9 protein-coding genes are annotated in these 12,725 nt (G+C 49.9%); 3 read left to right on the top strand and 6 right to left on the bottom strand.

Annotation, left to right across the window (positions count from 1 at the left end):
• Nucleotides 1-205: 205 nt before the first annotated feature.
• The gene (locus NWE93_00545; GenBank protein ID MCW3998711.1) at nt 206-1,468 is read right to left on the bottom strand and encodes a hypothetical protein; all 1,263 of its coding nucleotides are present in this window, start codon (nt 1,466-1,468) and stop codon (nt 206-208) included.
• A gap of 144 nt (nt 1,469-1,612) precedes the next feature.
• On the bottom strand, nt 1,613-2,056 hold the full coding sequence (locus NWE93_00540; protein MCW3998710.1) for a hypothetical protein: 444 nt from the start codon (nt 2,054-2,056) through the stop codon (nt 1,613-1,615).
• Between the two features lie 161 nt (nt 2,057-2,217).
• Here NWE93_00540 and ppdK point away from each other — a divergent pair, with 161 nt between their 5' ends.
• On the top strand, nt 2,218-5,049 hold the full coding sequence (gene ppdK, locus NWE93_00535; GenBank protein ID MCW3998709.1) for a pyruvate, phosphate dikinase: 2,832 nt from the start codon (nt 2,218-2,220) through the stop codon (nt 5,047-5,049).
• Nucleotide 5,050: 1 nt separating this feature from the next.
• Here ppdK and NWE93_00530 read toward each other — a convergent pair whose 3' ends face one another.
• Complete coding sequence (locus tag NWE93_00530; GenBank protein MCW3998708.1) at nt 5,051-5,470, bottom strand: MgtC/SapB family protein; 420 nt, start codon at nt 5,468-5,470, stop codon at nt 5,051-5,053.
• Nucleotides 5,471-5,595: 125 nt separating this feature from the next.
• Between NWE93_00530 and NWE93_00525 the strand changes: the two genes are divergently transcribed.
• Nucleotides 5,596-6,075 (top strand): ParB N-terminal domain-containing protein, encoded by a 480-nt coding sequence (locus NWE93_00525; protein ID MCW3998707.1) that lies wholly within the window; start codon nt 5,596-5,598, stop codon nt 6,073-6,075.
• Here NWE93_00525 and NWE93_00520 read toward each other — a convergent pair.
• On the bottom strand, nt 6,072-6,212 hold the full coding sequence (locus NWE93_00520) for a hypothetical protein (GenBank protein ID MCW3998706.1): 141 nt from the start codon (nt 6,210-6,212) through the stop codon (nt 6,072-6,074). The genes NWE93_00525 and NWE93_00520 overlap by 4 nt on opposite strands.
• 139 nt (nt 6,213-6,351) lie before the next feature.
• Nucleotides 6,352-9,102 carry a hypothetical protein gene (locus NWE93_00515; GenBank protein ID MCW3998705.1) on the bottom strand — a complete coding sequence of 917 codons (2,751 nt, stop codon included), beginning with the start codon at nt 9,100-9,102 and terminating at the stop codon, nt 6,352-6,354.
• An 880-nt stretch (nt 9,103-9,982) separates the two neighbouring features.
• Here NWE93_00515 and NWE93_00510 point away from each other — a divergent pair.
• Nucleotides 9,983-10,261 (top strand): hypothetical protein, encoded by a 279-nt coding sequence (locus NWE93_00510; protein ID MCW3998704.1) that lies wholly within the window; start codon nt 9,983-9,985, stop codon nt 10,259-10,261.
• Nucleotides 10,262-10,419: 158 nt separating this feature from the next.
• Here NWE93_00510 and NWE93_00505 read toward each other — a convergent pair whose 3' ends face one another.
• Nucleotides 10,420-12,717: a PAS domain S-box protein gene (locus NWE93_00505; protein MCW3998703.1), complete on the bottom strand. Its 2,298-nt coding sequence runs from the start codon at nt 12,715-12,717 to the stop codon at nt 10,420-10,422.
• Nucleotides 12,718-12,725: the final 8 nt, after the last annotated feature.

The following is a 12,725-nucleotide window of genomic DNA, read 5'->3' as shown; positions in this document are numbered from 1 at the left end:
CCTAAACAGATTTGTCTGCATATCCGGTTCAAGTTGGCGGGCGATTTTCTACCCAAACTTTTGATTCCTCTTACCCTCACACGTTATCTGCCTACTGACGATTAGTAGACCCTATTATATTTTCCTCACACAGAGGCAACAGACGTACCTTTTATCCAACTGCAAAAAAACACTGCAAACAGCCACAAGCCAACATAGACCACTGTTAAAGCAGGCGAGCCCGGTTTAAGCGATAAACAAGCAGCAGCAGAACCGCTGAGAAAGCCACCGCCAAAGCAGCCAGCGCCCAAACCCGAAGGGGTTCAATCCACCAAAAGAAATACACGCCGCCAAGCAGCGCCCCCGAAGCCCAGGGTGCAAGCGGCAAAAAATAGAAGGGCAAAGGGCAATTCAGCAGGGCGTAGGATAGCGCCAGCAGCGAGAGAACCCAGTAGAACGTCTTCTTGACGCCGCCTACGGTGCATGTCACAATCAAAAAGGGCAGCAGCCAAATTACCCACTGCTCAGAGACGATGCGGTAGGTGAGGAAGAACGCGGCGACACAGAAAAGCATCGCCACAGACAGAGCGTAGGCGGGCAGAACAAAGACCATGCGGCTGATGCGCCAGTACACCCAGAGCAAAACCGCAACCGCCAGCACAAGCGAGGACACAGAAACCAAAAGCGACCCCAACGCCCAACCCTCCAGCCCCGCCGCAAACGACCAGTACGTGAGGCCAAAACTCAGCGGCCCCAGCGGCGTAACCGTGCCCAATCCGCCGGCCCCGCCCAGCAAGAAAAAATCAGAAATAAAGGTTCCCGCCGCGCCCAGATAGGGCAAAAAAATCAGCAGCGAGCAGGCAAAGAACACAGAAAAGAAGCTGCGGCTGCTCCTCCAGCGCTTGGTCGGCGAGGCGGATTTGTAGAGGTAAAACGCAATAGGCACCAAGAAAAGTAGCGGATAGAGTTTTAGCGCCACCGCTAGGCTCAGGCAAACCGCGGCCCATCCCAGCCGCCGCTCCAACAGAAAATACAGGGTTGCAAGCGAAAACAACGCGGGCAACGTATCCCACATGCCCCACCCCGCTGAAACCCAAATCACGTAGGGATTAAGAAACCAAAGCGCCGCCGCAGCCACCCCCAACCCGGCTTTCCCCGAAACCTTCGCCACAAGCTTGTAGAGCAGAAGCGCCAGCAATACATCCGAAACCAAAAAGGGCACTTTAACCACAAAATCAAAGAGCAAGCCGGGAACCACCGTCACCGAGTATGAGGGATAGAAATTAAGCGCAGAGGGCAAACTCGACATAGCTATGGTTCCAGTCGGCAGCACCCCGCTTAGACCGCTGTAGCCGTAGGCAATTGGCACCATCATGTAGTGGTACCACAGCGGGGGAAAACCCACCAGCGCCAGCGGACCCTCCTGCAAAATACGCTCCGAGAGAAGATACCACACGTACATGTCAAAGGGATGCGCAGAAATCGGCATCAAAGCCAGCCGAACAGCTATGCCCACCGCTAATATGAGTGCTAATCGATGGCCAGAAAAGAAGCAGCGCAACCACACAAAAAACATCTTTACCAGCTAGACAAAACAAGAAACAAACATATTAACAGTAACACAAAAGCGGGCTCAGTAGTAGTTGATGCCCCACAGATTCAGCTTCGACACGTTACCTGCCTTAAGCTCCTTTATCAACTCAACCGTTTCTTTATGATCCAGCTCCGTGAGGGTATAGAAGCTCTCCACCAAAAACAGGTGCAGACCAAGCGCCTCAACCCCGGCTAACTCGAATTCCCGCAGAAACCGAAAATAATCCTTAGGCATAGCCAATGCATAGTGGAACCAAACCCCCTGCATCTTCATCCGCTTAACAAGCTTGCCCACAGCAAAGATTATGTCCCAATCACTGGGCTGCCCTGTTTCCCATATGGCTTCGATTAAAAAATGGTCCCGGTCACGAACCGCAGCCAGCTCAACGCTAACAGAGTTCTTGCCCACCTCAGCAGAGACCTCATAACCCTTACGCTGCAGATACTCTGTTACACTTTGCACAACATCAGATTGAGCTAACACAAAACCACCCAAAACTACATACAATCTAAGGCAAACTGATTTTTTAGGTTTACGCCAAAACAAACCGCGTCGAATCTTTGACTAAGTCTCTGTGGGCATGGCTTAGCAGTCACATAGGTTTATTTCAACGCCCAATTTAGGCTAAAGTGAGGACGACAATTTTGATCGAACAAACCAGCTCCGCCGCCACACAGCAACAACGCCCAATCCGCGCCGCCCCAAAATATGTGTACCTTTTCCGTGAAGGAGATGGAAAAGACAAAAAACTCCTCGGAGGCAAAGGCGCGGGACTCTGCGAGATGACTCAGCTTGGCCTGCCGGTGCCGCCGGGCTTTGTGATAACCACCCAAACCTGCCTTGAATACTTCCAAGCTGGCTTCCAGTTCCCCCAGGGCCTAGCCGACCAAATACAAGCCGCCATGGCAGAAGTCGAACACGACATGGATCTGGGTTTTGGCAACCCCGACAAGCCGCTTTTGGTGTCGGTACGCAGCGGCGCAGCCATATCCATGCCCGGAATGATGGACACCGTGCTTAACCTGGGCATAAACGACTGCACCGTGGAGGGTCTTATAAAACGCAGCGGAGAGGAACGCTTCGGCTATGACAGCTACCGCCGCTTCATCTCGCTTTTCGGCAGCATCGTACTCAACATCGGCGACGAAGAATTCCACTCAGCCATGGAGAAACTCAAGCAGGACCGCCACGCCACAGCAGACACCGAGCTTGACGCCGCTGACATGAAGGAACTCGTCAGCATCTACAAACACATCATCGAACAGAAAACAGGCAAACCCCTCCCACAGGACCCCTACCAACAACTCTACCTCGCCATAGAAGCCGTCTTTGCCTCATGGAACGGCAAACGAGCAGTCGACTACCGGCGAGAATTCAAAATCACATCCAAAATCGCCAACGGAACCGCCGTCAACGTGCAAACCATGGTCTTCGGCAACATGGGCAAAAACTCCGCTACAGGCGTAGCCTTCACCCGCGACCCCGCCACCGGAGAAAACGAGCTCTTCGGAGACTACCTGCTAAAGGCACAGGGCGAAGACATAGTCGCGGGCATCCGCACCCCCAAAACCATCGTGGAGATGCGCCGGGATCTGCCCCAGATGTATAGTGAACTCCAAAGCGTACGCCACACATTAGAGCAGCATTTCCATGAGCCCCAAGACATGGAATTCACCATCCAAGAAGGCAAACTCTACATGCTTCAAACCCGCAACGCCAGAATGAACGCGGCAGCCAACATCAAAGTCAGCGTAGACATGGAAAACGAAGGCTTAATCCAAAAAGAAGACGCGCTGCTACGCCTCGACGCATCACAGCTTACCCAGCTGATGTACCGCCAAATCGACCCCGCCAACACCCTGCTGCCGCTGGCCACCGGGTTAGGCGCATCCCCCGGCGCAGCCTCAGGCGAAGTGGTCTTCGACGCCGACGAAGCCGAACGCCAGGGCAAAGCAGGCAAAAAAGTCATCTTGGTCCGCGAACAAACTAAACCCGAAGACATCCACGGCTTCTTCGCTGCACAGGGCATCCTCACCTCGGTCGGCGGTAAAACCAGCCACGCCGCAGTTGTAGCCAGAGGTATGGGTAAACCCTGCGTTTCAGGAGCTCAAGACATCAAAATTGATCAGTACAAGAAAACCGCGCAGGTCGGCGCAACCACCCTAACAGAGGGCACACTCATAACCATCGACGGCACCTCGGGCAAGGTGTGGCTGGGCGAGGTTCCCATGGTGGAGCCTGAGTTTTCAGAGGAAATGCAGACGGTGCTGGGCTGGGCAGACAAATTCCGCAGGCTAGGCGTGCGGGCAAACGCCGATACCCCCCAGGATGCGGAGCAGGCGCTGCGATTCGGCGCCGAGGGCATCGGGCTATGCCGCACTGAACGCATGTTCAACGCCGCTGACCGCATCGGGCTCTTCCAAGACATGATTTTAGCGGATAACAGAGAGGAACGCTTGGAGGCGTTAACTCGGCTGCTGCCCCTCCAGAGAAGGGACTTCGTGGAGATTCTTCGCGCCATGGAAGGTAACCCCGTTACTATTCGCCTGCTGGATCCGCCGCTGCATGAATTCTTGCCCACAGAGCAAGCCGTGGAACGCCAAATCGACACCCTCCAGAAATGCCAAGACGCCCTGAGCAGACTCTGCGAGCTTCCCCAACTGCTACGCAGCATAGATCCCAGCCTTGAACCAGCCCTCACCGAAAACGAGCATGCACTGCAAAACCTCGCTACACTGGAAACCTCGGAACTTAACAAGAAAATGGAGACATTGCAGAAGATCCGCAGCCTCCGCGAAGTTAACCCGATGCTGGGGCACCGCGGCGTCAGGTTAGGCATAACTTACCCTGAAATCTACGAGATGCAAATCGAAGCCATCTTCCAAGCCGTCGGCGAACTCATAAAGGAAGCTTTCCCGGTGAAGGTGGAAATCATGATTCCGCAGGTCTGCACCAGCCAAGAACTCAACCGCGTCTACGGCATGATCCGCCGTGTGGAACACCGAGTCAAAGATCAACTGCACATAGACATCCCCTACTCGGTAGGCACCATGATCGAGGTGGTCCGCGCCTGCATGCGGGCGGGTAAACTGGCGGAGATGGCGGAGTTCTTCAGCTTCGGAACCAACGACCTGACCCAGGCGACCTTTAGCTTCTCACGGGAAGACGCCGAAAACAAGTTTCTCCCCTTCTACAACGAACACAAAATCCTCCAAGACAACCCCTTCGAAATCCTCGACGTCAAAGGCGTCGGCAGACTCATGGCGATTACGGTGGAGTATGGACGCAAAACCCGCCCTGAACTCAAAATAGGCATCTGCGGTGAACATGGAGGCGAACCAAGCTCCATCGAATTCTGCCACCGCATCAACCTAAACTACGTAAGCTGCTCACCCTACCGCGTCCCCGTGGCAAGGCTGGCGGCGGCTCAGGCAAGCATCAAAGAGAAAAAAGGCATCATAAAACCCTACAAGTAACCTACGGGTTCTCTTCAACCCCGAGCTTTTTGAACAGGTACCGAGAGGACAGAACAGCAAAAACCAGAGCAGTTACCAAAGCAGCCAACAGAAAATCGCCGACGCCCACAGCCAAACCTATCGCAGCGGTAGCCCAAAGACTCGCCGCGGTGGTTACACCCTGCACCTTATCCTTGTCTGCCCAGATGGTGCCGGCGCCGATGAACCCGATGCCCGCCACTATCCCCGCTGCTACCCGCGCCGGATCCATGCTGAAGCCTAAGGAGACAACGGTGAAGAGGCAGGCGCCCAGGCAGACCAGCATATGGGTTCGAAGCCCAGCTGGTTTATGGATGGCTTCCCGCTCAAAACCCACGATGCCGCCAAGCAGAATCGCTAAAAGCAAGCTGGCGACAACCTCAAAAGTCAGAACCGTCTGCACATAAATAAAGTGGAAGTTTAAGTATAAAAATACACATCGCTGCTCGGCATGTCAGGTTAGCGGGCAATGAAAGCCTTATCTATTTTCCTGAGAAACCAAGATACTGCATCAGCGGGTTCTTTGGGATGACGGTTTTTGAATTATTTTCTTCTATCAAACATGACGTCGCCTACTGGTTTAGCGGAAAAAGCGAAGTTAACGCCGACGTCTTCTTTCACCCCGCTAAATATGCGGTTTGCTTACCCATCGACATGGTGGTTGCAGACTCGAAGGTGTCACGGCAGGGCATCGAAGCCTACAAAAACAGAATCGTAACAAACCAAAAAATCTGCCCTATCATCGTCGTTAAGCATCCACGCAAAGAACTCTACGCTGTTCTAGATGGACACCACCGCTACTACGCCTACCGGGAACTGGGCCGGCAAGAAATTGACTGCGCCATAGCCGGCGACTACTCCAGCGTAATCTTCTACCTAACACAGCACGGGTACTTCCAGCCAAGCCCCGAATTCACCGAGGGACTCCGCCAACCAGCTATCCGCTTGCACCAGAACCTAAAACAGTTCCTCAGCAACTTTATTGAGAACATAAAACAGCAGGACTAATCATCGAGGGATTCAATCATTTCTCGGCCACAGCACCAAGGAGCCTTCTCCACGTTGCGTTTAACATCGCCGGTGCAGCTGACCTCGTATTCCCCTCGGACTCTTCGGTGACAAACTGGACATTCAAACGTGGGCATATCAATCGATGGAAAGAAACAAACGTGGGTATAAGAGATTTTAGGTCTAATCTTGTGAAGCGGTGCCCTTGCTTGGATAATAGGGTTGATTTAAACTAAACAAAAAAAGGAAAGGGGGAAGATTTGTTGTTGCACTGTTTTATGGTCGTTTGCGTAGCACCAGGATGATAACGACGCCGATGATTGCCACAAAGGCAAACAAACCAGCGATCGCCGGAACAAAATACTGATCCGAAATCGAAGGTGCCGGAGTCGGCGATGCAGTAACTGCAGGAGCAGCCTCCATCACAGAGAAGGCAGTCGTCGAAGACGAAGGCCAATACCCATTAGTACCGGCAAAAGTCGCAATAACCTGATAAGTGCCAGGAATATCCGGCGCCCAAACCAAGTTATAGTTACCCTTCGCATCAGTCAACGCCTCGCCAATACTGCGATAGTTACCGTTTGCATCCACCACGCTGATGTCAACTGTGACACCCTCAAAGGTAGAAGGCAAAGGCTTCTGCTGATAGACATAGCCCATCCAATCACTCATAGCTGCATCGGAAGCGCATGGAATACCATTGGGGAACCGCGCTGCCTGCTCATCCTGCTTTGAACCCGCGCTGATGTCTAGAACCGAGCCAGTGATAACTATTGGCTGGTCTGAGGCAGCAGCAAGGTTTGGAGCAGAAACCGACAGCGTAGTTGGACCGCGCCCGACAGTGTAGATGTTGTTGTCATAGCCGTTAAGCCAGTTGCAGTAGCCGTCAGCCATAGCATAGCTAAAGGTGTTAAATGAACCAGTGTAATCTGAGATTTCCCAGATCAACTCGCCCGAAGTCGCATTGACCGCATATGACATTTGTCCTTTGCTGATTGGTGTAATGATAGTGTGCTGTGTCGCAACCGCATAGATAACGCCGTTACCAACAGCCTGTATGTAGGATGGGAAGTAGCCTGGAACCGAAGTGCCCGTGTCAGTAGTGTTACCCGCTGTGTTACCGTTACCATAAGTCCACGTTCTAACACCCGTAGTCAAGTTATAGCAGTACATAACACCGCCATAAGCAAGACCATAAATGTTACCGTAGGCCGTCTGAGTAGAGTAATACGGGAAGTAGGGGTTGCCAAAGTAGTCAAGCGGCGTAATATCCTGCTGGTTTAAAGTGTTAACCTTGTTGGTTTCCCAAAGCAGCTTGCCCTTATCAGAATCTTTAGTGCTGTAGCCCTTAATGTTCTGTGTCTCTCTGCTAACTTCAGTTACAACCTCAGCGACTGGATCAAAGCCACCGAAAGTGTAGGATTCATCGTTCTTGTGCGTGATGGTTGGACTGGTCCAAAGAATACTGCCGATTGCGCCCTTAGACGAATTCAAGTTAATCTTGTAGTACGTCCAGTTTGCGCTTGTCACATAGACTGTGCCTGAAGTGTTCTGTGTCACACCAGAGTTGCTTGAGTAGGATCCGTTTCTGCAAAGCATGTAATCCGCGTACTTCACTGCCAAAACCGTAGGTGCCGCTCTACACCAGGATAAGGATACGTTCTGGGTGTTAGCATCTAGGTACTCGTAGCGTATGCTCATGGTTGCGTTGACTGTGGTTGAACCCAATACAGTAGTTGAAACGTTCTCGCTTGTAACTGTCTTGACGTTGTTAACGTAGGTGGTTGTGTTGACCAAGGCATATGTTGTTCTGGAACCGCCAGTGGAAGTGTCAATGGTAATGGTGTTTCCTGTGCCAGTGTAGCCTGCGCCTCGGAAGAGTTTGGAAGAGTTCCATAGCGAAAGGAAGTAGCCAGTTGTGCCGTTGCTAAAGACGTTGTATTTTAGCAATTCACCCTGAGGACCAAGCACTGAAAAGCCCGACGGTGAACCTGACACGTTAAAGAGGTTCTTGCCGGTCCACATGTCATAGACGTTACCAAAGTTGCTTGCGCTTGTGCAAAGCCACGCAGGGTAAACGCCGTGCTGGTTAGGTGACTGAACATCAAAGGTATAGCCACAGGCAATAGCTGGAAGGTCGCTGCGTCTCCAAATTTCCTCACCAGTCCGTAAATCAACGCAGACACTGTCTCCGCTGCTTACGCCCGTAAAGGAAACTGGTTCTCTGTAGAATAAGCGTCCGTACATGATGATGGGATTGGTGTATCGGTTGTTGTATGCAGAACCCTCAAAGTAAGTGTCGCCAGCGGTCTCAAATCTGTCGCCTCCAACAACACCGCCTTCCTGAAGCGGCTTAGTCCACATAACGTGGCTAGTCAAAGAACCGACTGCGTCACCTGGATACCTCTGAATCCCCGATTGACTCATTGGAACAGTGCTTATTGTGCCATAGCTCACATCAGAGAGGCACACTGAACCTATTCCTAACCAGTCAGACGAGATGGTAAACCAGTAGTTGTTTTCGCCATAAATTGGACGCGTCCAGTACTCAACAGGCAAAGCATAGCTAGCAGGGAACTCTTTCACGGGGTCTTCTTGAACAATCAATGTACAGTTAGCAGTGCTTGGAAGCCATTTGTCTCCAACAGCAGATGCAGTGGTTGTGTCAAACCAGGTTGAGTTAAGCACGTTTCCACCAAACAGGAAGCTGATGTTATATTGACCAACAACTGTAGGTGTGAAGCGGAAGAACTGAACACCGGTTGTATCCTCCACTGTATCCCAGTGGTAGACTTCTGCTTTGCCGTTTGGATCTGTGATGGTGATGGTGTAGTTGTGGTTTCTAAAGGTGTTAAACATCGTTGAACCGGATAGTGGGTTCATTCGAAGGTAAGCATAGACTAGGGCTGACTGTCCAACCCCGATAATTGGAGGCTGGGCGGATACTGCGGCGTAAGTGCTGATTTCATATGGAGGGGTGTGTGCGCTGGCGCTTGGCAGTAGTGTTGTTGCTCCGGCAGATATCATTAGTAGTATTGCAATTGATATAGCCATTATTCTTGTATATCTGGTTTTTAGCATTTTCATTTGGTTTTTTCTCCTAATGTATAGCCATTTAGATATCAGAATTAGCTTTAAGCTTCACTCACATGGAGTGAGTACTGAAAAATAGCTAAAATAAGGGAACGCTTGCTTGCTAACATGAATCCTTTAAGCACATAAATGCCAAAAAGACATAGGGCAAAAAGCAAATAAATAAAAAAACCTGCAGTCAACCATAAACATACCAAAAAGCGCCAAACCACCCACCAAATCAAATGTGGCCCCATCAAATAAGAAAAAGCGAATTAACGTTAACCCGCAAATAAGTTTTAATTGGTTCTGACCAATGAAATTAGAAGGTTGAGAGAGGGGAAAGTTAACTTAAAAGCAGGTAAAATTCAGGAAGAGAGAGGGGAAACAATTACCTGCTTTTAAGCCAACCCTTTCCGTTATCATATAATGTATGTATTGAAGCATAAATAATCATGTGACTGTAGTTAGGCAACAACAGAAGCTTCCACAAAAAGAGTGTTAAGCGGATTCAGCCATGTGCTGAGGTCGAGCGGCACAAAAATATTCGACCCATATGCCAATTCGGCTTCAGCAGCCGGACCCGCCTAACTTGTCGGGCACCAGAACGCTTTTCCACACAGGATTAGAATTTTTCTAAACAATAAAAGACGTTGTGGGTTCACTGCTGCTGTAACAAATATGGCGAGTTAGCCGAAGGCTGTTAATATTCAAGACATCATACTCGATAATTAAGACAATTTTATCCGCTAAATGCATGCTAAAAATCAAAACAAGCACTCAAAGGCATGAATTGCAAACCCTTTTATCCCGCATTCAACATAAAGATAGGTTGATGACCGATATGAAGCGAACTCAGGCACTCAGTTGCATAAACGAGATACAGGACGCATGCATGGACCTCTCCCAAGCAGACAAGCAGCAAATCGAAATAAAAAACAACGTCCAACATGCCGACGGCTACACCATCCTAATCAAATCATTCCTCACCAACGTGCGCAAACGACAAGTATCATCGATAGCACAAAAATATCAGCTCTCGATGCAGGAAGAAGACGAAGGCCTAATGATTTACCAGCCCACTAAAACCAAACAAACCCAAAAACAAGCCTAACCATAACCAAAAACCCTAAGTCAATCTTTTCTTTTCGTTGACTCTAAGTGAGCTACGTTTGAGACCTCTGGCGGAGACAGAGGAAGCCTGCTCTATACATGACTCCTGTGGAAAAGGCTGTGATGGCGTTTTGCGGGGCCGCCTTTTTTATCCAACGGTTAGTTGGTTGGGAGAGTAACAAAAAATGTGGTTCCCTGCCCTTCTGTGCTTTCAAAGCGGATATTGCCTCCCTGCGCCTCTATAACCCGCTTGCAGACAGCTAACCCGAAGCCTTGTCCCTTGGCTTTGGTGGTGAAGAGCGGCATAAAGAGTTTCGGTTTTATCTCATCAGAAATTCCAGTTCCAGTATCACTAACCACTACCTCCACGGATTTTTGACCGTCAATGTATGTACTCGCTACGGTTAATCTCCCGCCATTAGGCATCGCTTGTACGGCATTAGTCACCAAGTTAATCAGCACCCTCTTTAGCAGTTGAGGGTCAGCATAAGCGCTTAAAGCCTTAACATCTAAGGTGCACTCAACGTTCCTTGGAACATCCACCTGCGTTAAGACCCCGCTGATTAGTTGCTTTAAATCAAGCATTTGCTTCTGAACCGTAACCGGCTTAACAAAAGTCTGCAAATCAGAAACGATCTTATCCATATAACTGACTTGGTCAGAGAGGTTTTGCAGGCTCTCGAGCATTTTTGCTTTCCCTGGGTCGCTGTCATCTATGTCGGATATCTCAATCTTGGCAAGATACAGTTCTCCAACGATTGTCTGCAGGGGGTTGCGCAGGTCATGCCCAACCATACCGGCTGTCTGGCCGATAGCGGCTAACCGCTCGGCTTCCCTTAGCTGCGCCGTGCGCTGTGCAACAAGCGCTTCCAAACGTTTGTTATACTCTTCTATCTGCGCTTCCATTCGCTTGCGTTCGGTAACGTCGATAAACGAGGATAAAATGCAGTCTTCCCCGTTGATCTCTATAAGTTCAGCGGATACATTCACAACTACTTTGTCTCCGCCTTTTCGGTACATCTCATATTCATGGTTACGAAGGTATCCGTCGGATAGAAGAGTCCTTGTGAAATTGACGCGTTGATCAGCGTTTCCCCATATACCTAAATCTGTGCTGCTTTTTCCAATCGCTTCTTCTCGGCTGAAACCAAACAAGCTATAGGTAGATTCGTTAATATCTAAAACTGCTCCATCTTCTAGCCGGGTTATAGTTATAGCTATGGGGCTGTTATTGAAGGCCTTTGCGAATTTTTCCTCAGATTTTCCTAGGGTGTCCTGAGCTTTTTTGCGGTCAGTGATGTCCCTATCGATCCCCCTGTAGCCCCTCAACTGTCCCTTCTCATCTATAATGGGGACGCCGCTGGTCTCAAGAAGCACAAGTGACCCGTCCTTAGCTACATTCCAGTTCTCAAGATTATAGAAGGGCTCCTTCCTGTTTGCGATATCTACATATTGACTGAGAATTTTTTCACAGTCCTCTTGAGCAAGCAAATCAAACGGAGTCTTACCCACCACTTCAGTTGGGTCATATCCTAAAACGTCCTTGATTTTTGGGCTAACATAGGTGTAGACTCCATCCTCATCCACCTGCCAAATAACATCACTCGTACTCTCAACCAAAGCTCTAAATCGCTCTTCAGCCTCTTTGCAGGCAATTTCGGTTTTCTTGCGAGCAGTAATGTTGGAAAACATCGCCAGAGTACCCGCAAAGTAACCATAGCCATCTTTGAGTGGTGCACCGCTTATTATCAGCCAGACATCCGATCCGTCCTTTGCTTGGACTTTGAAATCATAGCTTTCGGGTGCCCCCGACTTGCGTTTTTCCCAGTGACTGTAGGCTTGCTGGAGCTCTTTTTTTGGAGCAAATTTGAATGCGCTTTTGCCCATCAGCTCTTCGACTTTATAGCCGACCCAATCTGCCAAGATCTTGTTAACGAATGTGACTTTGCCCTGCGTATCCAGTATCAAGATGCCCTCGTGTGCGGCGTTGACGATCTGGCGATATTTTTCTTCACTCACACGCAAAGCAGCCTGCATCTTCAATTCTTTGCTTAAATCCACAGTGAAAACGGAGACCCCCACTATTTTTCGGTTGGCAGCTTTTACGGGGGCATGGCGGGCTAAAACCCATGTTGGTTTTTGTTTGTCGCCGCTGATTTTTGTCTGTTCCTCAACGGATTTTCCAGTCAATGCTTCATCGACGTTGGCCTTGAGTTTTGCTCTGTCAACGGCATTGGGTATGCATTCGAGAATATTTAGTCCACGCGCAATGTCGATGCCGTAGAGACCCTTCATTCGCGCTTTATGGAAGATGTTAAAAAACACGTATCGGTAGTTTGTATCGAGAACAAAAAAGGAGCCTTCGATACCCGCCAGGGCAGCTTCGAGGAGCACGCGCATGTCGATTCCTGATTCCTTGCAGCCATCAGAAAGAAACATGTTTTTTGCTTTATTCAAGTAGGAGC

The organism is Candidatus Bathyarchaeota archaeon (genome assembly GCA_026014735.1).
GTDB lineage: Archaea > Thermoproteota > Bathyarchaeia > Bathyarchaeales > Bathycorpusculaceae > Bathycorpusculum.
This window is presented reverse-complemented; position numbering and strand designations above follow the sequence as displayed.